Source organism: Epilithonimonas sp., assembly GCF_032055105.1.
Classification (GTDB): domain Bacteria; phylum Bacteroidota; class Bacteroidia; order Flavobacteriales; family Weeksellaceae; genus Epilithonimonas.
Genome location: NZ_DAMBRK010000014.1, coordinates 48,268 through 70,831 on the forward strand (window position 1 = coordinate 48,268; position 22,564 = coordinate 70,831).

21 protein-coding genes are annotated in these 22,564 nt (G+C 36.9%); 18 read left to right on the top strand and 3 right to left on the bottom strand.

Annotated features, from left to right (window positions below; genetic code table 11):
• Positions 1–103 precede the first annotated feature (103 nt).
• Together RTY06_RS12215 and RTY06_RS12220 are read right to left on the bottom strand one after the other, a co-directional pair.
• Positions 104–736, bottom strand: a complete 633-nt coding sequence (locus RTY06_RS12215; protein ID WP_068941675.1) for a hypothetical protein — start codon at positions 734–736, stop codon at positions 104–106.
• Between the two features lie 55 nt (positions 737–791).
• The gene (locus RTY06_RS12220; RefSeq protein ID WP_034981338.1) at positions 792–1,136 is read right to left on the bottom strand and encodes a helix-turn-helix domain-containing protein; all 345 of its coding nucleotides are present in this window, start codon (positions 1,134–1,136) and stop codon (positions 792–794) included.
• 961 nt (positions 1,137–2,097) lie between these two features.
• Between RTY06_RS12220 and RTY06_RS12225 the strand changes: the two genes are divergently transcribed.
• The 10 genes from RTY06_RS12225 (at position 2,098) to RTY06_RS12270 (ending at position 14,955) form a co-directional block, all read left to right on the top strand.
• Positions 2,098–5,082 (top strand): SusC/RagA family TonB-linked outer membrane protein, encoded by a 2,985-nt coding sequence (locus RTY06_RS12225; protein WP_212650770.1) that lies wholly within the window; start codon positions 2,098–2,100, stop codon positions 5,080–5,082.
• Positions 5,083–5,141: 59 nt separating this feature from the next.
• On the top strand, positions 5,142–6,527 hold the full coding sequence (locus tag RTY06_RS12230) for a RagB/SusD family nutrient uptake outer membrane protein (RefSeq protein ID WP_028122576.1): 1,386 nt from the start codon (positions 5,142–5,144) through the stop codon (positions 6,525–6,527).
• Positions 6,514–8,142, top strand: a complete 1,629-nt coding sequence (locus tag RTY06_RS12235) for a hypothetical protein (protein WP_312825215.1) — start codon at positions 6,514–6,516, stop codon at positions 8,140–8,142. Before RTY06_RS12230 ends, RTY06_RS12235 begins: the two co-directional genes overlap by 14 nt.
• A complete protein-coding gene (locus tag RTY06_RS12240; RefSeq protein ID WP_232816388.1) occupies positions 8,112–8,528 on the top strand; it encodes a heme-binding domain-containing protein in 417 nt (138 codons plus the stop codon). The genes RTY06_RS12235 and RTY06_RS12240 overlap by 31 nt, the downstream gene beginning before the upstream one ends.
• 85 nt (positions 8,529–8,613) lie before the next feature.
• Positions 8,614–10,653 carry a copper-translocating P-type ATPase gene (locus RTY06_RS12245; RefSeq protein ID WP_409450854.1) on the top strand — a complete coding sequence of 680 codons (2,040 nt, stop codon included), beginning with the start codon at positions 8,614–8,616 and terminating at the stop codon, positions 10,651–10,653.
• Positions 10,654–10,655: 2 nt separating this feature from the next.
• Positions 10,656–13,193 (top strand): multicopper oxidase domain-containing protein, encoded by a 2,538-nt coding sequence (locus RTY06_RS12250; protein WP_312825216.1) that lies wholly within the window; start codon positions 10,656–10,658, stop codon positions 13,191–13,193.
• 106 nt (positions 13,194–13,299) lie between these two features.
• Positions 13,300–13,713, top strand: coding sequence for a VOC family protein (locus RTY06_RS12255; protein WP_206605233.1), 414 nt, complete (start codon positions 13,300–13,302; stop codon positions 13,711–13,713).
• 59 nt (positions 13,714–13,772) lie between these two features.
• Entirely contained in the window at positions 13,773–14,147 is a 375-nt protein-coding gene (locus RTY06_RS12260) for an ArsR/SmtB family transcription factor (protein WP_027381139.1), read from the top strand.
• Positions 14,144–14,746, top strand: a complete 603-nt coding sequence (merTP, locus tag RTY06_RS12265) for a mercuric transport protein MerTP (protein ID WP_027381138.1) — start codon at positions 14,144–14,146, stop codon at positions 14,744–14,746. Before RTY06_RS12260 ends, merTP begins: the two co-directional genes overlap by 4 nt.
• Positions 14,746–14,955: a GDCCVxC domain-containing (seleno)protein gene (locus tag RTY06_RS12270; RefSeq protein WP_082811089.1), complete on the top strand. Its 210-nt coding sequence runs from the start codon at positions 14,746–14,748 to the stop codon at positions 14,953–14,955. The genes merTP and RTY06_RS12270 overlap by 1 nt, the downstream gene beginning before the upstream one ends.
• Positions 14,956–15,453: 498 nt before the next feature.
• Here the strand turns inward: RTY06_RS12270 and RTY06_RS12275 are convergent, their stop codons facing one another.
• Complete coding sequence (locus RTY06_RS12275) at positions 15,454–15,585, bottom strand: hypothetical protein (RefSeq protein ID WP_262486294.1); 132 nt, start codon at positions 15,583–15,585, stop codon at positions 15,454–15,456.
• 964 nt (positions 15,586–16,549) lie between these two features.
• Here RTY06_RS12275 and RTY06_RS12280 point away from each other — a divergent pair.
• From RTY06_RS12280 to RTY06_RS12315, 8 genes are all read left to right on the top strand, one after another.
• Complete coding sequence (locus RTY06_RS12280) at positions 16,550–17,335, top strand: hypothetical protein (protein WP_312825225.1); 786 nt, start codon at positions 16,550–16,552, stop codon at positions 17,333–17,335.
• Between the two features lie 83 nt (positions 17,336–17,418).
• A complete protein-coding gene (locus RTY06_RS12285) occupies positions 17,419–18,510 on the top strand; it encodes a hypothetical protein (RefSeq protein WP_034975952.1) in 1,092 nt (363 codons plus the stop codon).
• A 9-nt stretch (positions 18,511–18,519) separates the two neighbouring features.
• Complete coding sequence (locus tag RTY06_RS12290; RefSeq protein ID WP_034975949.1) at positions 18,520–18,843, top strand: bacteriophage spanin2 family protein; 324 nt, start codon at positions 18,520–18,522, stop codon at positions 18,841–18,843.
• A 37-nt stretch (positions 18,844–18,880) separates the two neighbouring features.
• Positions 18,881–19,243, top strand: coding sequence for a hypothetical protein (locus RTY06_RS12295; protein WP_034975947.1), 363 nt, complete (start codon positions 18,881–18,883; stop codon positions 19,241–19,243).
• Complete coding sequence (locus RTY06_RS12300; RefSeq protein ID WP_034975946.1) at positions 19,240–20,736, top strand: relaxase/mobilization nuclease domain-containing protein; 1,497 nt, start codon at positions 19,240–19,242, stop codon at positions 20,734–20,736. Before RTY06_RS12295 ends, RTY06_RS12300 begins: the two co-directional genes overlap by 4 nt.
• 48 nt (positions 20,737–20,784) lie before the next feature.
• A complete protein-coding gene (locus tag RTY06_RS12305) occupies positions 20,785–21,453 on the top strand; it encodes a ParA family protein (protein ID WP_040995592.1) in 669 nt (222 codons plus the stop codon).
• 61 nt (positions 21,454–21,514) lie between these two features.
• Positions 21,515–22,108 (top strand): hypothetical protein, encoded by a 594-nt coding sequence (locus RTY06_RS12310; RefSeq protein WP_040995594.1) that lies wholly within the window; start codon positions 21,515–21,517, stop codon positions 22,106–22,108.
• Positions 22,109–22,243: 135 nt separating this feature from the next.
• Positions 22,244–22,564, top strand: a complete 321-nt coding sequence (locus RTY06_RS12315) for a DUF4134 domain-containing protein (RefSeq protein ID WP_371462110.1) — start codon at positions 22,244–22,246, stop codon at positions 22,562–22,564.

Here is a 22,564-nt window from a genome sequence, read left to right on the forward strand (position 1 = left end):
AGGTGATTGAGAATTAATTAGAAATTATCGTATATCTCAAATACTTTCGATTCCAAATTGCTCAAACTTAAATTATGTATTTAAAACTGATATAAGTGTACAATTATTTTAATTTTATTTTTTCCTGATATGACAAAAACGATGACTCCGCGTATTTATTTATTTCTTCATACTCATCACGAAATCTTTTGTAATGCTCTATCGAATTGAAGAAATTAGTTTGCAAGTTGATTTGCCCTAAGACCATACTGAAATAGTAGTTATAAATACTTTTAAGATCATCATCCAGTTTATTCAGTAAAAAATAATAGTACATTCTCCAACGAAACCAATCATCATATTTTCCAAAGAATAACCAATTATTAAAATGCATAGTTATATAATGATTTAGAGCATCCACCCCAAACTCATATTCAATTTGAAGATTTTCCTGACCAAACATTTTGCTTTCTAAATCTGCAATTGTACTTGCATATATATTTTTTCCATACATATTTTTAAAAAATACTCTATGGTAATATTCGTTACTTTGCAGATAATCGTATTTGTCGGTGAGGATGTCATCTAACTGAGCAACGAGATGAATTTCCAAGCAATTATGCTCAATAGCGCCGGTTTGCAACCATTTTTTGAAGTTAAAATCTTGGATTAGATCTTTTCCCATATGATTAGCGAATTCGACAGCTCGATCCATAGCATTCCACCAAATTTGAGGAGAAAAATTAATTCCATTCATAAATATAGTTTTGGATTATTAGTTTGTGTTGCGAATAGATTATGGTTTCTGTAAATTAAAGAGGTTCAATTTTCAATATCTCAATATCTACAATTCTGGTCCCGTTTTCATTATAAATCTGCTTCACAGTTACTTTAATCTTATCATATTTTGGTGTGGGAAAATTCATTAATTCAGAAATGTTTAAAAATCCAAAAGCTTTCGCTAATAAAGCAATATGGCGTGTAGAATATTTATGATTTTCCTTTATATTTTCAACATTACCGACAAAGCTTTTAGTTAAGCCCATTTTTAAACTTAATTTTTCTTGAGAAATTTCTTTCTCCATTCTAAGTCTCTTAATATGATTAATGAAGTCATAATCAAATTGAGTTGTTTCAAAAACAAAAGTTTTTTCCATAATTTTTTTAAAAAATCACACCTATATATTGGTGTATTGAAATTTATTCTTATATTTGTTCTAGCGAATTGATAATTAGCCCATATAGGGAAATTAAAACGATGTATCTCGGACCGAAAAGACCAATTTTACCTTCGAGATTATCGTGAAATCGCTCCATGTCTAAAAGTTTCTTACTTTTGCATACGGCATGCGAGCGGTTCTCACGTTAGCTTTAGAAGGTAATCTTTAGATGAAAATTTAAAGAAGGGTTTGGTCGCCCTCGGTTCTAAAGTGTGAGACCGTTCCATGCTATTTTTGCATTTAACTCCTCATCTTAAACGCATCGTTCCATATATAAAATAATATTTATGAGGACGACATTTTCAACCATTCTGCTTATTTGCCCACCGGAATAGTCCGCCAGCATAACAGAAAAAAATTACAGCTTTATGCCAGTTTTGCTTGCAAAATGCTGGATTGGTATAACCTACATATTATCGACAAACTCCGAAATTCCTTTAAAAGTAAAAGGAAAGCCAGACTACGCTTTAAACTCGCACATTAAAAGTACTCGCTTTCTTTTGATTTTCCAAATTATTTTCAGCACGAAGGGAATTTAATACTGAAGACAAAAAAATTCAACGGTCTGTATAATGCATATGGTTACTGTTGTTTTTAGATTTCAATAGAATGTTTTCTCATTTAGAAATGACACTTTACAATGAGTTTACTCATTGCGGCTTTACAGCTTACACGGGACACGATTTCATTCATATTATTTCAAGATGTGCTAGGGCAGGAGGTTTTGCTATGTCCTTACTGAAGCTTCCTCCCAAGCATCATCAAATAGATACGCTAAAAACATATTCAAGAAACAGAAAGTGTAACGTAACCATAGAAAAACAAAAGCCCTTTCCACAAAAGTTGACTGCTAGCGTAGGAAAGAGCAAAGTCTAACGAATTAAACCTATTCAAAAGTATGAAAAAAAGCTTTTGCAACCTAAGTCATCTTCAAATGGCTTTTGGCTTCACCTTGCTCGTCTCCGGCGTAGCAATAGGGCAGATGCGCACCATTACAGGCACTGTCACGGAAAATAACCAGCCAGTCAAAGGTGTTTCCGTATTTCAGGAAGGTAAAGAAGAAGTGGCTGTGACCAATGCAGCAGGCGTTTACCGTGTTCAGGTATCGGGAGAAAATCCCGTAATCATTTACCGCCATCCGGACTATCCCGAACGAAAAATCACTTTAGGCAGCAGGATAACCGTCAATATCTCATTAGGTAAAGAAAAGGAAATTGAGGAAGTTGTTCTCAATGCAGGTTATTATAAGGTCAAAAACAAAGAAAGAACAGGAAGCATTGCCAAGATCTCAGCCAAAGACATCGAAAATCAACCTGTCACCAATGTCCTTGCTTCAGCGCAGGGTAGGATGAGCGGGGTTTCGATCACTCAGAATTCGGGAACACCTGGAGGGGGATTTGATATTCAGATCAGGGGTAAGAACAGTATCCGTCGGGAAGGGAATGAACCGCTATATATTATTGATGGTGTTCCTCAGGCTTCTGAAACGCCTTCATTGTATTCCAACAGGATCCTTCCTTGGTCATCGATCAATCCTTTGAATGCGATCAATCCAAATGATATTGAAAGCTTTGAGATTCTAAAAGATGCCGATGCTACGGCTATCTATGGAAGCCGTGGAGCCAACGGGGTCATCATTGTGACCACTAAAAGAGGGAAGAAGGGAAGGTCCGAACTGAAACTGAACACTTCCTATTCTTTAAGCAGGATCACAAGACCGATGGAGCTGATGAATACGGAACAGTATATCAGCATGAGAAAACAGGGATTTCAGAATGATAATGTGCTATATCCTGCAACTATGTATGATATCAACGGAACCTGGGACCAGTCGAGGTATACCGATTGGCAGAAAGAACTGATCGGCGGAACAGCTGATGCTTATGCCGTTCAGTTGTCTTTGAGCGGAGGTTCTGAGATCACCTCCTACAATATAAGCTATGGTCATAATGAACAGTCAACGGTTCTTCCTGCTGATTTCAGGTACAGGACGGATAACGTCAATGCCAATTTTTCTTATTTTACGCCTGACAGGAGACTGGAGTTCAATTTTGTCAACATGTTCTCCTTTCAGAAGAACAATGTTCAGAACGATGACCTTACCCTGAAAAGCATCACCTTAAGTCCGAATGCGCCTGCACTGTACAATACGTCCGGAAATATCAACTGGGAAAACGGCACCTTTACGAATCCTGTAGCCTCATTCCTCAGTGAGTATATCAATAAGACCGCATTTTTTGACAACGGGCTAAACGTCTCCTACAAGCTTTTTCCTTTTCTGTCGGTCAAGATGAATGCCGGGATCAGCTATCAGAATTTCGAGGAGAGATCACTGAAGCCCCACACCATCAATAACCCCGCATTGGGTCAGACGAGCCTGAACTCGACCTCATCAAAGAATAATCAGGTGAACTTTTCCTACATACTTGAACCGCAGGTTGTCGGAACGTATCAGTTCGGGAACCATCAGTTTGAGGCCTTGGTAGGGACTACTCTTCAAAAGACGCAATCTGATCAGGGTGCGATAACGGGAAGGGGATTTGAAAGCAATGCACTGATCGACAATATTGGCGCTGCCAGTGTAAAGACCATCTCTGATCAGGTACGCAGTGAGTACAACTATACCGCAGTGTTTGCCCGATTTAATTATCAGCTTAAAAAAAGGTATATCCTAAACCTTACAGGAAGACGGGATGGTTCAAGCCGTTTCGGTCCCAACAATCGCTTCGGGAATTTCGGGGCATTAGGAGGGGCGTGGCTGTTTTCGGAAGAGAATTTCCTGAGAGATTCCAAATGGCTGACCTTAGGTAAGATCAGAGGAAGTATAGGAACGACAGGAAATGACAAGATAGGGGATTACCAATACCTCAACACCTATATCATTTCCTCCAATATCTATAACGGACAGACCGGGCTTAATCCCGCACGATTGTACAATCCCAATTTCAGCTGGGAGAAGACGGTGAAAAAGGAAGTGGCAATGGAACTTGGATTTTGGAAGGGACGCTTTAACTTCTCAGGAGCGTACTATGAAAATACTTCATCTAATCAGCTGGTGGGTATTCCACTTCCTGCAACTACGGGGTTTTCCTCGATACAGTCCAATCTTCCTGCAAAGATCAGGAATACGGGATGGGAATTTGACACGTCGATTCAGGTACTCAAAAATGGAAAGTTCAGATATGATACGTCATTCAATCTGAGTATTCCTCGAAACACGCTGGTAGAGTTTCCGAACCTCGAAGGTTCGACCTACTCCAATCAATATGTTATTGGCTATCCGACGACTATTGCGAGAGTGTACCAGTATGAGGGAATCGATCCTGCAACAGGATTATATAAGTTCAAGGATTTCAACGGTGATGGAAAGATCAATTCTCCAGATGACAACAAGGCAGTGGAAAAACTTGGCGTCCGGATGTTTGGCGGATGGTCAAGCCAGTTCAGGTTCGGTCAATGGTCAGCTTCCTTCCTGTGGCAGTTCGTTAAACAGAGGAACTGGAATTACAACCGCCAGATGCTGATGCCGGGAACACTCAGCAACCAGCCTGTCGAGGTTCTGGATGCATGGTCGCCCTCGAATCCGGAAGGAACCTATATGCAATACTCAGCGGGCTATAATCCTCAGAAACTTTCACTGCATGGTTTCTTTCAGAATTCTACCGCTGCGGTAAGTGATGCCTCTTACATCAGGCTGAAAAATGTACAGGTCAATTACCGGATACCGGTAGATAGAATGGGGATCAAGGAAGCGATGGTCTATTTTCAGGGACAAAACCTTCTGACCATCACCGACTATTTCGGAATGGACCCGGAATTTTATCTGGTAGGTTATCTGCCGCCTTTGAAGACGTATTCTTTGGGATTTCAGGTGACGTTCTGATGTGAAACTGAATTCCTTTGATATGCAAATAAAAACTATACTCTTAATATTTAAAGAAAATGAAAAATATAATTAATCAAATGATGTATCTGCTCGTGATGCTCGCCGCTCTACTCAGTACGATTGCCTGCGAGAAGTTTGTGGAAACTGATTTCCCGAATAACCAACTGGCCACTGAAATGATCTTTGAAGACGAAAAAACGGCAGATGCCGCCCTGGCAGGTTTGTATTCAGGTCTGTGGACCGGCTCTGTGATCAGCGGTACATCAGACGGTTCAGGTGCTCTGCTGGGAACCTATTCCGATGATATTACCTGTGTCTTTACCAGCGCAGGGAATGCGATCCTGGATATTTACAACAACCAGCCCCTTGCAACGAATTCTACAGTCAGTCTGGTCTGGACAAATGCCTATCAGCAAATCTATATGGCGAATAGTATTATCGAAGGCGTGGAAAGATCAAAGAGCCTTTCTGAATCGGCAAAGGACAGGATCAAAGGGGAAGCTCTGATGATCCGTTCTCTGATTTATTTTTACCTGTACCAGATCTATGGAGAAATTCCTTATACCGATACTACAGACTATGTGTACAACAGTACACTGAACAGAATGCCAAAGGATCAGTTTCTGATAAAGCTTGAAACAGATATGTCTGAGGCGGTAAACCTGCTGCCGACAGCATATCGTAATGCGGAGCGGATCTATATAAATAAGGGGGTCGGATATCTGGTGCTGGCCAAGATGAAGATGCTGATCGGTAATTGGCAGGAAGCGGAAGTACTATGTCAGGCAGTCATTCAGAATGCGGACTATGTTTTTCAAAATGACCTGTCCAAAGTTTTTCAGAAAACAGGAAAGCATATCATCTGGCAATTGAAGCCTAAGAATAACACAGACCCAACCAATGAAGCATTGCTCTACAATTTTGTTTCAGCACCAACATCTTTTGTCCTTAACCCTGATCTTATCAATTCTTTTTCTATGGGTGATCTCCGCAGACAACAATATTTTGTAGCAGTGGTATTCGGTTCCCAGACGAATTATAAGCAGACCAAGTACAAGGTGACTACAACGACCAATAGTACTGAATACTCCGTCATTTACAGGTTGGAGGATGTTTATCTGATGCTTGCAGAATCTCTTATGAAACAAAACAAGACCGCTCAGGCAGTACCGTTCATTAATTACACCAGACAGAGGGCAGGACTGACTGCATTAACTACTTCGATTTCACAGTCTCAGGCGATGGAGGAGATAAAGAATGAGAGAAGAAAAGAGTTTTTTGCAGAACACGGCAACAGGTTTTTAGATCTGAAAAGATGGGGACAGCTGGATCAGCTCAAACCTGTAAAGGTCAATTGGAAAGCAACCAACCAATTCTTTCCGTTGCCACAGAAAGAAATGCTTTTGAACATGAATCTAACGCCACAGAATGATGGATATTAGTAAGAGAGATAAAAGTGTAAGTATTTTAAGATTTAACAAGAGGTTTTCAGAAATTTGGAATGTAGAAGGACAGGAGTTCAAATCCTTTGGATATGTAATGAAGTACAGTTTATATGCTTTGCTTATGACTATGTTCGTCAGTCTGACTACCGGAAAACTATCTGCTCAAAACTATGAACATCTTGCAAAGTTGGTAAGGGAAACTGAGGAAATTCGTTTCCCTGAATCTTCTGATAATGGCAAATGGCTGGCCTGGTATTCTGTTTTGGGCGATGGTTCCAAAAATCTGAAACTGCAGAGTATATTGAATCAAGATATTCTGTTGGAAAGGAAAAATATCAATTTAATGATGTTTGTTGGGAATCATCTGGCAATCCAATTCGGAGAAATGCTGGAATACCTCGATCCTGAAACAGGGAAATCCCAGTCTTTGAAGAATGTCAGCAAATTTCTATATGATGATAAGACTAATGCCTTGATCGTATTGTACACAGAAAAGGAAGGCCGTTTGTTAGAAGTTTTTGATACCGATCTGAATCTCCGGCAAACTATTGCTGATGTTCAGTATGTATATGCAAAAAATGATCAAACGGTCGTCAGAAGAAAGATGGGTGATCTGAATGAAGTTCTGTTACTGAAAAAGGGACTTTTTGTAAATGTCTTTTCAACAACGGAAGACCTGAAAAATGTAGTTCCGTCAGGAACTAAGGAAAATGGTCTTGTGGTTCATAGCCTTAACGATGGTAAATCTAAGATCTACTACATTGCTCCGGACAAAAAGCAATATGTAATGGACATCAGTAAGTACAATGATTATGATCAGATGACGCTCAGTCCGTCACGTTCCGATCACCAGATCGTTATCAAACTAGAGAAAAAGTTAAAAGCCAAAAAAGAAATGGTGGATGTTTGGTATGGAACAGATTTCGACCTTGCGGCGCATAATACCTCCATACTTAAAGCTATTCAGATTGACTGGAACCCATTCACTGCAAAGACCAATTTGATGACCCGTTCCGGTTATTTTGGGGAAACGGCAGTAGGTAATGACCTGTATCTAATAAATCAGGTCGACAAAGATCAGGTGGATAAGATGGATAAGGCAGGAGGACAAGGTTTTGATAAACTTTTTTTGTGGAATGCCGCTGTGGATGAGTACACTTTTATCTCCGATGTGCAGAAAGAAATGGTGATCTCTCCGACGGGTGAGTACCTCCTTATTCAAAAGGAGAATAACTGGCAACTCTATAACACAATAAAACGCCAAATAGTGGATTTAGATGTTTCTCGGGAAATGATGCCTTATTTTACTTCAGACAACGATGTCCTTTGGGTCGGGGGCAATACGATTGCTGAGCAGAATCTCTTTAACAGAAAGGTCAGGGAAGTAGTTAAGGGAGAAAACTCAATGATCGAACTGATCGATTTTAAACGTGTGTATACAGATATCGGAAATAAAAGAGATTTCAGGACAGCGGATCTAAAGAAACCTTTGGTTGTCAAGATCACGAATCTAAGTGATCAAAATGTATCCTATGCCTATTTGAAAAATAGGAAACTCCAGTACTGTTTTTTTTTATTGCTATACAATTATATCAGCCTGCCCTCAATGTAAATAAGGGGCAGGTTGACAAAACCGATTTTGCAAAAGTTTATACCGTTCCGGAAAATGTGCAAAACATTTTACAAAATGCCTGTTACGATTGTCATAGCAATAATACCAAAAATACGTGGTATTCCAACATACAGCCTATGGCGTGGATGATGAAAAGGCATATTGATAATGGCAAAGAAAAATTAAACTTTAGTGAGTTTGGCAGTATTAGTAGTCGAAGGCAAATAAGTAAATTGAAAGGAATAGCAAACCAAATTAAAGACGATGAAATGCCTTTAGCTTCATATAAAATAATGCACAGCTACGCAAAGCTCTCAAAAGAGCAAAAAAGTTTGATAATGGATTGGATGAACAAAAAAGCAGACAGCCTTTCAATAGAAAATTAAAAGCAGTGCACAAAAAAAATATTAATCACCATTCTTAAAACAATCTATATTCGCAAAAAGGATTGTTGCAAATAAAATTATTTATATGGAACATCAACATACAGAAAATAAAGACACCCATACAGGGCATGACATGAGCAATATGCAGCATGGAGCAAACCCATCAATGGGCATGGCAGGACATAACCACCATGCCATGATGATTGCCGATTTTAAAAAAAGGTTTTATGTTGTGCTCATCCTAACCATTCCAATCATGTTGCTATCAACCATGATACAGCATTTTATGAAAGTTGATTGGCAGTTTGCAGGTTCGCAATACATACTCTTTGCATTATCAACCGTTGTATTTTTCTATGGCGGCTTTCCATTCTTAAAAGGATTGGTTGACGAAGTAAAAGCAAAGAACCCCGGCATGATGTTTTTAATCGGCTTCGCCATTACGGTTGCATACATCTACAGTGTAGCAATCGTATTTGGTTTGCAGGGCATGGACTTCTTTTGGGAATTGGCAACGCTTATTCTTATTATGCTATTAGGGCATTGGATAGAAATGAAATCTGTTGCAGGTGCATCTAAAGAATTGGAATTATTGGTGCAGTTGATGCCAGCAGATGCACACATGGTTATGCCAAACATGGTGCATGATGTAAAGACCGACACTTTAAAAGAGAACGATATTATTTTAGTAAAGCCAGGCGAAAAAGTAGCAGCAGACGGGATAATATTAGAAGGAGAAAGTTACCTGAACGAAAGTATGCTTACAGGCGAAAGCAAACCAGTACAAAAAGTAAAAGGTGATAAAGTAATTGCAGGTGCCATCAATGGCAATGGCTCCATAAAAGTTACCGTTTCTCATGCTGCAAAAGACTCTTACTTATCGCAGGTTATAAAGTTGGTGGACGATGCACAAAAATCAAAATCACAAACGCAGCTATTAGCAAACAAAGCAGCAAGGTGGCTAACAATTATTGCATTGATTACAGGTATTGCCACTTTTTTATATTGGTATCTTACAGGGCAATCATTGGCTTTTGCAATGGAAAGAATGGTAACAGTAATTGTAATTTGTTGCCCTCATGCGTTGGGTTTGGCAGTTCCGTTGGTTGTTGCAAAATCAACAGCATTATCTGCAAAAAACGGTTTACTTATTAAAAACAGAACAGCATTTGAAAATGCAAGAAAAATAACCACCGTAGTTTTTGACAAAACAGGAACATTGACCGTTGGCAAATTTGAAGTATCAAAAATTGTTTCGCTGCAAAAAGAATTAACCGAAAATGAAATCATTCGCCTTGCATCCGCATTGGAACAAAAATCGGAGCATCCCATTGCAACAGGCATCTTACAAAAAGTAAAAGACTTATCAATTACAATTCCTGCAACAGAAAACTTTAATGCCATTACAGGGAAAGGAGTTGAAGCAACAGTTGAAGGCAAAAAAATATTGGTAGTCAGTCCGGGATATTTAAAAGAAAACAATGTAACAATCCCCGAAGGCTTTACATCCAACGATACCGAAACCGTTGTGTTTGTAATTATTAATAATCAGTTAGCAGGTTACATTGCTTTATCAGATGAAATCCGTCCTGAATCAGCAGAAGCAATCAAGACCTTAAAAGAAAACAATATCAGATCCATTTTGCTTACCGGCGATAACAACAAAGTAGCAAAAAGTGTAAGTGACACTTTGGGCATGGATAGTTTTATTGCCGAAGTATTGCCACATCAAAAATTAGAAAAAATAAAAGAACTGCAAAGTAAAGACGAATATGTTGCAATGACAGGCGATGGCGTAAACGATGCACCAGCTTTAGCAGTTGCCGATGTTGGTATTGCAGTTGGTAGCGGAAGCGATATAGCAGCCGAAACCGCTGGTATTGTTTTAGTAAACAGCAATCCAAAAGATATAGTAAGCCTCATTTTATTTGGCAAAGCCACTTACAGAAAAATGATACAGAATTTAATTTGGGCAACAGGTTATAATGTTATTGCGTTGCCTTTGGCAGCAGGTGTTTTATATAAACAAGGCATCTTATTAAGTCCGGCAGCAGGTGCTGTTTTAATGACGGTTAGTACAGTTGTAGTTGCAATCAATGCAAGTTTTTTAAAAATAAAAAAATAAAAATGAAAAAGATAACATTAATAATATTCATCCTTGCCATGTACACCTTTGCACAAGCACAGGATATGAAAGGTATGGATATGAGTAAAAACGAAAAGGTGCAACAGGTAACTTATACTTGCTCGATGCATCCTGAAATCCACGCCGCAAAACCAGGCAACTGTCCAAAGTGTGGTATGAAATTGATAAAAGAAAAGACTAAAACAGTAAAGCAGTCATCGAACAAAAAGAACGATGAAATGCAGATGCCTCCAAAAGAGCAGCCAAAAAAGGTGGACAAAATGAACAATATGTCTATGCCAAAAGAAAAGCATCAAACCGTAAAAAGAATTGTAAATACAAAACCTCCAAAAACAGTTCGATACGAATTATATGTAACAGATACACTAGCAAACTACGCAGGTAAAGAAAAGAGAGCCATTGCCGTAAATGGTCAAATACCTATGCCAACCCTAACTTTCACAGAAGGCGATACAGCCGAAATTGTTGTACATAATCAATTAAAAGAAAGTACATCACTGCATTGGCATGGCGTTTTTTTACCCAATAAAGAGGATGGTGTGCCTTGGCTTACTCAAAAACCCATTCCAGCAGGTTCAACTTATACCTATCGTTTTCCGATTATCCAACACGGAACGCACTGGTACCACTCACATTCTGGTTTGCAGGAGCAGATTGGTATGTATGGCAGTTTTGTAATGAAAAAGCGTGAGGATGATAAAACTTTTAGAGAGGGAATTGATGATTTGCCTACCGTACCCATCATTTTAAGTGAGTGGACAAACCTAAACCCTGATAATATCAACCGAATGTTGCATAATGCCAATGATTGGGCAGCTATTAAAAAAAATGCAACACAATCTTACGCAGAAGCCATTAGAGAAGGTTATTTTAAAACAAAAGTAAAGAATGAATGGAAGCGGATGCTGGCAATGGACGTAAGCGATGTGTATTATGACAAAATATTAATTAACGGAAATCATTCTACTGATTTAAAAAAGGTTGATGGTAAAACGTTAAAAGCAGGAGATAAAGTAAGATTACGAGTGTCAAATGGTGGGGCATCCTCTTATTTTTGGTTGCGATATGCAGGAGGTAAAATTACTGTAGTAGCCAATGATGGTAATGATGTAGAGCCAGTAGAGGTAGATAGATTAATCATTGCCGTTTCCGAAACTTATGATATAGTAGTAACAATTCCTAACGATGGGGTTGCCTATGAGTTTCTAGCCACTACTGAAGACCGAACACAATCTGCAAGTTATTTTGTGGGCAATGGTATTAAACAGCTTATTTCTCCGCTTCCTCGCCTTAAATATTTTGAGGGGATGAAAATGATGAATGATATGATGAAGATGAATGGCGATTTGGACGATATGGGAATGAAAATGAGCTTGAACCAAATGGATATGAATGTGGTAATGTATCCCGAAATCACAGGAGATAGTAAGCAGAAAGTAGACCATAGCGGGCACAATATGAATATGGAAAATGATCCCAACCGTTACAATGCAAATGCTTTGGGAGAAATCAAAACTCTAAATTATGCAATGCTACAATCTCCTTCCAATACGGAGCTTCCTAAAGATGCTCCAGTAAAAGAATTGAAATTTACCCTTACCGGAAATATGAACCGTTATGTGTGGAGCATGGATAATAAAATACTTTCAGAAGTTGATAAAATACCTGTGAAAAAAGGAGAAATTCTACGAATTACCATTCATAATAACTCAATGATGCGCCATCCGATGCACTTGCATGGCTTTGATTTTAGAGTTATTAATGGCAAAGGTGAAAAATCTCCCCTTAAAAATGTTTTAGATATAATGCCGATGGAAACAGATACCATTGAGTTTTTAGCAAACGAAGAGGGAGATTGGTTTTTCCACTGTCATATACTTTACCATATGATGTCGGGGATGAATAGGGTTTTTGCAGTTGACGATTATCAAAATCCGAATTTGCCTGACAAAAAACAAGCATATAATATGTTGCAGCGAGAGAGTAATATGCCACACTTTATGGCGCAGAATGATTTCGCTACGAATGGAAATGATGGAGATGCAATGCTTCAGAATGCAAGATGGAGTTTAGGTACAGAATGGCGTTTAGGCTATAATGATATGCACGGGTATGAAGTAGAAACGCACTTAGGACGATACATAGGTAAAATGCAATGGTTTATGCCCTTTATAGGTTTTGATTGGAGATATCGTAAAATGGGTATGGATGAACACGAAACCAATTTATTCGGACAGAAGAATGAAAAAGATACACGAAGAGCTATTAGTTTAGGTTTTATGTACACTTTGCCGATGTTAGTAAACTTTCAGGCAGAGGTATATCACGATGGAATTGTACGTCTTTCCTTAATGCGTGAAGATATTCCCATCACAAAGAGATTGAGGGCTGGTTTTATGGTCAACACCGATAAAGAGTATATGACAGAGCTAAAATATATTATCAATAAAAATGTGGGTATTCGTACACATTACGATAGTGATATGGGCTGGGGTATAGGATTATCTTTAAATTATTAAAACAAAGGATAAACAGCTAAGCCAGGAAACCGAAAACGTTTTTTCAACCCGTTTGTGCTGTCTCGACTATTTAGCACAATATTACAATTTAAAATTGCACATGACAATGATAGAACTGATAAAGACAACACCCGCATTTCCTGTCAGGGAAATTGACAAAGCAGTTCAATTTTACAAAGACAAATTTGGTTTTAATTGTCGGTACAAGGAAGACACTTTTGCAATTTTGGTTCGGGACAACATAGAGCTGCATTTGTGGGCTTCCTGCAATTATAGTTGGAAATGGAAAAGCATTTTTCTATTTCTAAAACCGATTAGTAGTGGGGCAGAAAGCTTTTTAGCAGGAACACACAGTTGCAGAATTGAAGTAAAAGGAGTTGAAGAGCTGTATAAGGAGCTAAAAGAAAAAGAGGTGCTTCACAATGAAAAAACAGAGATAGAAAGTACCTATTATGGCACAAGAGAATTTGCAGCATTAGACTTATACGGAAATCTTTTATCCTTTTATGAAAATGTATAAAAAGATGTTTTTGTATTTTAGTATTTGCTTAAATAAACAATTTGCATATCTTTGTACTTATGGATAATCTTTCTTGTATAAGGCAGCAGGCAGACGTTAAGCAGATAATGCGTTGCAAAGACCGGATTAGTGAAATTAAAGGGACAGTTGATTATTTATCTAGCGGACTTGAGTTAGCGGGTAACAATGTAAGACTGAAAATACTTTTTCTTCTTTATGAAGAAAAGAAACTTTGTGTTTGCGACCTAAGCGATATTCTCAGTATGACCATTTCGGCAGTTTCTCAGCACTTGCGAAAACTCAAAGACAGAAAACTCATTGAAACGGAAAGACAAGCGCAAACTATTTTCTATTCGTTGGCAAAAGAGTATGAAAAAATGCTCAAACCTTTTTTCAAAATCCTTAATGAAAACAAAATTTTGGAAGCAATATGAAAACAGAAAAAAAATTAATCGGTGCAGGACTTTTGACAGCAATTGCTTCGTCCTTGTGCTGTATTACGCCAATTTTGGCTATAGTTGCGGGTTCAAGCGGAATTGCTTCTACCTTTTCGTGGCTCGAACCTTTTCGACCTTATTTTATTGGTATGACTGTTTTAGTTCTTGGCTTTGCTTGGTATCAAAAACTGAAACCTCAAAAACAAATTGACTGTAATTGTGAAACAAATCAAAAACAAAATTTTATGCAAACGAAATCATTTTTAGGAAGTATTACCGTAATATCAGTTTTACTTCTATCATTTCCGAGTTATGCTCACATCTTTGTTCCGAAGACAAAAATCACGGCAATTGTTACCTCGACTTCTAAAATTCAGAAAGTTGAATTTACTATTAAAGGAATGACTTGTTCAGGATGTGAACATCATGTAAAGACAGAAATTAGCAAACTAAAAGGCATTGTTGAAGTTATTGTTTCTTACGAAAAAGGCAACGCAATTGTAAAGTTCGACAACAAACAAACCAGCATCGAGCAAATCGAAAAAGCTATTAACTCGACTGGTTACAAATCACTAAAAAGCAAAATTATTTCATAATGGACATCATTTTAATATCCGAAATAACTTGTCCAACCTGCGGACATAAGAAATCCGAAGAAATGCCAACTGATGCTTGTCAATTTTTCTATCAGTGTGAGAATTGCAAAACAATCCTAAAACCAAAAGAGGGGGATTGTTGCGTGTTTTGTAGTTATGGCACAGTGAAGTGCCCACCTATTCAAGAGGGAAATGCTTGTTGTAAATAAATGGAAGTGAGGTTAAATTTAGCCTCACTTTTTATAACTATGATTTTGTCATTTACAAGTTTGGGTATCAACTCATCTATAAGTAAAATTTCTAACCTTGCTACATATAGCGATCTTAAAAAAGCATCATTAAATACATTGTTGTAATGCAATAACTTAGGGAGGATGTATTGATAGCTTTTCCTTTCAACTGCTGAAGAAATTAGTTCTTTTTTAATCTTTAAATGAGAAATTTATTTTGACAGGAGTGTTCAGTGAGAGTTCCGGATATGGTTTGCTGGATTTATATAAATCTATTTGATATTCATTTCCTTCAATATCTACAATAGAAATATCGGTAATCGTCATTTTTTTGTTCTCATCTTTTGTTTAGACAAGAAAACTTACAGCAATATTTTTCGTTGCTTTATTTCCAACGACTTTTGTTATTTTGAATGAAGAATTGTCTTTTTCCGAATCGAGAATTGGATTATTAATATCAAATACTTTTTTTATAGATTAATTTTCTAAAGACAAAGTTTTAACCGTCGATTGTAAAGCTTCGTTTTCCTTTTTGAGAGATTCACAGTTGGTCTGGCTGTACGCCAATGAAGCCAGTGATATTGAAGATAGAAATAATATTCTTCTCATTTTTTTTTATTGAAATTTCTTTGTTTAGAATTTTGATAAGAGTTTCAAATATACCAAAAAAATGATAATGAATCTTGTGCTCTTTTTTGATATTTATCCAAAATAGTTCTATACTCATCATTTTTTGCCTAACGGAATTTTTTCGGATAGTAAAAAAAGGATTCCCGTAACTATTAAAATACATCATTGAAAATTCATTAATTAAAGCAAGTTCAATACATCATCTAACCTGCGTAATACGAATACAGGTTGAACCCCATACCTGTATAAATTAGATACAGGTTACCTGAGTAAAAAGGATTATGCCAATCATCAAACCTGCGTAAAATACATACAGCTGGAATTCATACCTGAGTAAATCAGATACAGGTCATCTGCAAAAAATAGGACAATATTACTCATCGCACCTGCGTAATACGAATACTGGTGCAATCTCATACCTGCGTAAATTAGATACAGGTCACCTGCGTAAAATAAGTACAGGTCAAAATCATTACAATTTGATTTACAATACGGTAAGTAAATTTTCACTTTACAAGCAATTATTATTTTTCTTTCATACTCAAAGAATTCACTTCTGTAATTTCCCAATAAACACAACAGGAGATTCAAACTTACTGATTATCAATAATATAAATCGATTTTCAGAACTCCGAAAAATAAGCGGCCTTTTTGAGCAAGATGTGTCTTTGTATATACAAACTTTTCAAGTTTTATATCCAAAGACGATCTTGCCTTTTTTTCAAAAAGGGGAAAAAAACTGCGGAACTTGTTTTTTTGTTTTTAATTAAATTTTGGTACAAGAATCCAAATTAATCCAAATCATTCTTTTTTAATCCTGGGAAGTTTCCAAACTAATCCAGATTATTCTTATTTAGCCCAAACCCATTGAATACTATTGTTTTAGAAGGTTTTAACGCCCAATTTTGTCACAGAATTTTTAATCAAAATACTAATGAAAAAATTGAGTCATCTTCTACTGGCATTAATAGTAGTATCAATCCAAGGTCAGGTCGGCATCAATACCGAAACTCCAGAGGCGACTTTAGAAGTGGTAGGAAAACCAAATGATGTCAATCATTATGACGGAATTATTCCTCCACGAATTACAGGAAATCAACTCGCTGCAAAGACATATTCATCTACAAAAAAAGGAACTGTCGTCTTTGTAACATCTCCGGCTAACAATTTATCAGGACAAGTCATTCAAATAACTGAACCCGGATTATATTATTTTGATGGCAATTTGTGGCAAACATTTTCAAAAGAAAAGCAACCCACTGAATATAGAATTCTATTGACGTTTGACCATACCAGTACTGCGGCTCTTAGTGCAACTTCTACATGGTCCGCTCCGGTTAATTATAATGGAAATACAAATAATTATTTAACCGCTTCTAAATACTATACCATTGGGACCAAAAATTATGGAGGCTTAAAAGGATCCGTATCATTCAGAAAAGTTAATGGTATCGTCAATGTAAAATTTCAAATATTCAGGTCGACTGATTCAGAACCAATTACTTCCGACGCACTTATAAATATTCCGGATATCTTTAGTGACATAGGGTATATTCCTAACCAGATTGTTTTTTTACATCCTGAGAATTCAACAATGCTTATTCCTGCCTTGCTTGAAAATTTCACCATAAAAATTCCTCAAGCTTCTTTAGGCGCAATATCAACATCATATTATACTTATGGAGAAGTTCAGGGCTACTCAAATTGGATCAGACCCTATCTACACTAGGACGCTAAAATTATAGCAATTAATACAAATTATACACAGTTAATACGATTCTTAAGACCAAATGAATTTTAATAAAAAATAAAATGAAAACATTAATTTATTTTTTTCTGCCTTTCATAGCAACAACAATACAGGGACAGATTGGCATCAACACCCAGACGCCCGAGGCTACTTTAGAAGTTGTAGGGAAACCAAATGACACCAATCATTATGACGGGATTATTCCTCCAAGGATTACAGGTAACCAACTCGCAGCAAAAACATATTCATCTGCAAAAAAAGGAGCTGTCGTGTTTGTAACATCTCCAGCTACTAATTTATCCGGTCAGGTTATTCATATCACAAAGTCCGGGTTGTATTATTTTGACGGTGATCTATGGAAGTCATTTATAAAAGAAGACCCACTAAATACAGTTGCACTCAAGGGCAACACTTCTACGGTTGAACTTATTGTCAAGAACAGTCTGCATCTTAATTTTGATGAGAAAGAAAATTACATACTGGGAAATTCCAGAAGTCCAATCACCGGTGACTACAATTCTATTTTTGCAACCGACTCTAATATAACCTCTGGAAAAGGAAATTCCGCTAGTGCTTATGCAATGTCTCAAGGAGAAGTTACAGGCAAACTTAATTATGCTGCAGGAGTTTCTGCTTTGAATGGCATCGCAAACGGCGTAATCTCCGGTAGTAGAAATATTGGAATTGGTCCGGGAGCTATGTCCTACATTACTTCAGGAAATGATAACATCTCTATTGGCTATCTGTCAGGAACAGGAAACCGAACAGGGTCTAACAATATTTTCATCGGCATTGGCGCTGGTAGCCCGGCCACAGGAAACAGAAGCGTAAGTAATAAACTAGCTATACATTCAACCCGCGTTACAACAAGTTCAACCAGCTTTTGGGATAGTATCACGAACAATTATACGGATTACAAATTTGCTTTGATTTCGGGGGATTTTTCTGAAAGATGGTTAAATATCAATGGCAAGCTCAGCGTTACACCTTCCCAAATGCCCAATGCAGACGGAGATTCATCCTATACGAAAAAAGTAGTTGCCAAAACAGATGGTTCATTTGGTTTTGCAACAGAGATAGTTCCAACTCCGCCTGCTACCGGAACATATATTCTAAAAAGCGTAAACGGTTTGACAAGTTGGGTAACACCTTAATCATAAACTATGAAAAACTTTTTCAAATTTTTATGCCTGATGATCACTCTTTCACTAACATCTTGTAGGTCTATTGTTTCGAATCCTGGCAAACCATTAAAAGATAATTCTTTAGCATTAAATCACAAATATGACGTTCAGGATTTCACTGCAAAAATCCACAAAATAAAAATCACATCAGTTGATGGCAACAATATTTATGGTATTTCCAAAAAAGGAGAGACGATTTCAATAGATAAAAAACAAATCAGGGAAGTGAAAAAAGTAAAAGTCGTTAGTTCTATCGTTGTAGGCATTATGGCAATTGCGGCGGTCATCTTTGTTCCAATATAGAAAACAACATTTTTAAAATCAAATTTGAATTTGAAAGATGAATATTGATGAGCAAAAAGATGAAGTTATTTTTTTCAGAATTAAGAGTGAAAAGAAGAAAGATTGGAAAAAAATCTGTTCCAATAAACAAATTTCCCTGACTAGTCTAATCATCAATTCCGTAGAGAATAGAATGATGGATGACGAGAGACGAAAAGTATTGGCGTTCATTGAAAAACAGGATAACATCTTCGGAAAAATTGAAAATAATATCAATCAGGTAGCAAAAATAGCAAATGGTCAAAAATTTATCAGCGAAAATAAACTCAGAAATTTTTCGGATAAGTTATCAGAGATCATAATTCTGAAAAAAGAACAGAACGAAATCTTTACAAAAATCTATGCAAAGCTATCAAGATGATTGTTAAGATCATGGATCCGGCAGGTCCGAGTTTTCCAGGAGTTCATTATAACGATAAGAAAATTGATAAAGGCATTGGAGAATTAATGCTGATGAAAAATTTTCCTTCATTCATTAACGAATCAAGCAGCAAGCAAGAAGTAAGAAACTATTTAAGAGCTATTTCAATCGGGAATAAAAAAGTGTTGAAGCCTCAATTTCACGCGATGATCTCTACAAAATTTCAAGGGCATTCGAAAGAAGAGCTTACTAAGATAACGGAGAATTTTATGGATGAAATGAAATATGGCGAACAGCCTTTCATTGTGGTTTTTCATAAGGATACAGATAATAATCACGTACACATTGTTTCAACCCGGGTTGATAAACAGACAGGGAAAAAGATCAATGACAGTTATGAAAGGCTTAAAGCCCAAAAAGCATTAAGCGTTACAATGGAAAAATTATATGGTCAGAAACCGGAAGAAGAACTGGAAAAGCTGCTGAACTACAAAATAAGTTCGCTTGATCAGTTGGAAACTCTACTCAGCAGAAATGGTTACAAGATAGGCAAAAACACAAGTGATGAAAATTCTTTTAACATTTTAAAAAACGGAGTAAACCAAAAATCTATTAGAGGGGATCAGATTGTTTTTGATAACAGCAAAAATGAAAAAAGGGCTAAGCAGATGAAAGCCATATTAAGCAAATACAAAGAATTGTATTCCAATAAGGTTTTTAAAGTGGTGGATAATAGAAAAAATGAAGCAGTGCTTCCAAAAGAGAAGACTACTGACGGAGGAAATGATTCAAAAATGAAGATTGCCTTTGAAAGCGAGCTCCAAAAAAAGCTGAAAGATGTTTTCGGGATCGATATGGTTTTTCATCATAAAGAAGATAAAAATCCTTTCGGCTACACCGTGATCGACCATAAAACAGGAGAAGTATACAAAGGAAGTGATATTATGAAAATGAATGAAGTATTTGAATTTACTTCTGACAAGGTGGATAAGAAGACTTTTGAAATACTGAAGGATTATAATATTCGCAGCCAGGAAACAAAAAAGATCCTGCTTGAATTTTTTAAGAAGAATAATCCGGAAGCAGAAATCAAGGACTTTATGCTTTTTGAAAACCGAGGGAAGAAAGATTTGGAAACCTACCGAAAAGTCCAGTTTGAAGTAAAGGACTTTATTAGAAATAACAAAAACACAAATGATGAAAAAAAAGATATTTCTATAACAAAAGGCGAAGATGGAAAGCTGTATGCTGTTCATACCAGATTTCATTACGTGGGTGAACTTCAACCATTAATCGGAGAAAAGGAATATCAAAAATTTCTGAATCCCATAAGCGTCAATGAAGTGCAGACAGAAAACCGGACTGAAAATAATGAAAAAACAGAATTAAACAAAGCCGTCAACGAAATGCTTTTTGAGTTGATGAAAAGTTCGGGAACTGCAAAAGACCCTGCCGAAAATGAACTCAAAAAAAGACGAAAAAAGAGACGATAAAGTTGATGGAAAAATCATCTTCAGTCCAATAAAAATCAACTAAAACCTATGATCATCACATTTGCTACCCAAAAAGGAGGAACCGGAAAAACGACATTAGCCATCGCTTTTGCCAATTACATTACCGCACTTTCAGAAAGAAAACTCAATGTTTTCGATTTTGATTATCAGAAATCATTCTATCACAAATGGAAAGAAGATGAGCTATTGGACATTCCAAAATTGTACGATGTAGAAATTATTGGCGAGGAAGAAGAGCAGCCTTTTTCAGACTTTGAAACTCTCATTAATTTAAAAGAAAGCGATGAGATCAATCTCTTTGATTTGGCCGGAACGCTCGATGCAAAATACAGTGATTTGCTCATATACAGTGATTTTATCGTAACACCTTTTGAGTATTCCGATGTTTCTGTAAAATCGACTTTGGTCTTCATCAATATGCTGGGACTACTGGAAAGTGAGGCCGAAAGAATATTTATCCGTTCCAAATATGATAAAGGCTACAAGTATCTGAATCAGGAAGCAATGGACATTGAGCTCGCAAAATATGGAATGCTGCTGCCAAGCCCGGTATTTAAAAGAAACTGCCTACAAACTATTAATACCAGAAGCCTTATAGGCAAGCAAAAATATGCAGTAGAACATACATTCGATGAACTTATAAAATATATCAATGAAACCTCAAAAATCAAAATACAAGTGATTAAAAAGAGGTAAAAAATCAAAGATTCAATACCAACAAACGACAACGATTGACTGACAACTAAATCAATAAAAAATGATAAAAATTTCACTTACTATTCTGGCTGTTTACGTGTTGTATTATGCAGGTAACATTGTATACGATCTGTTTCTGAAGAAAGAAAAAGAAACCTACAAAGAAGAGACGGAGGAATTTTCTTTATCCGAAATTTCCGAACAGTACGAAGATCTTACTGCAACTATAGGGATTGAAGATGTAGAAAATCTCAACACTCCCAAATCCTTTAATAAAAATCTAATCCATTCTGATTACACTGAAGGAAATGAAGAAAGACAAGATCTGGAATATTTGAGGGGACTATTTGAATCTGAACAAGATCTGGATGAACCGGACAATGCACCCAAAAAGGATTTTACCGAAATTGAAAACCAACCTGATCCTGAAAATGCTGAATCAAGCGAAGCGTATTTTGACCAAAAGGAAAAAATATCAACAGAAAAGGAAAATCAGAAACCTAACGAAGTGATTAGCGAAAACCCAATCACGGTTAGTGCAGACCAGGAAACTTCCAGAATAAAAGATTGGAAGGCGATGCTTAATCTTTCTGAAACCTTGGTTCAAATGGTTGCGAACTACGACGGATACAAAGTTTATCAATCCATTATGTAGTTAGCCAACTTAAACAAAATCTAACGTACTGATTATTAGACTTAACAGCGGATTCCCATCCGTTGTCCGGGACTCCTATTCCCAAAATTTAACACTCAATTGATTATTAACCCTTTATAAATTTTTTGAATTATGATGAAAAATTTTTTCACAAAAAACGTGACAACAAAAAAAGTTCTAACCCTAGCCTTGGCAATTATGGCGATAACTCCCGCATTTGCCCAAGGTGGAGCAACGGCAATCTCGAATGCAGCAAGTGATATCACTGATTATTGGGATCCGGTCAAGCTGATCTTGAAAGCAGTAGGAGGATTGGTCGGTTTTATCGGAGGTCTCCGAGTGTATAATAAATGGACGAATGGTGACCAGGACGTAAACAAAGAGATCCTTGGTTATGGAGGAGCAATGATCTTCCTGATTGTCGTTCCGGAATTTGTAACAGCATTCTTTGCATAG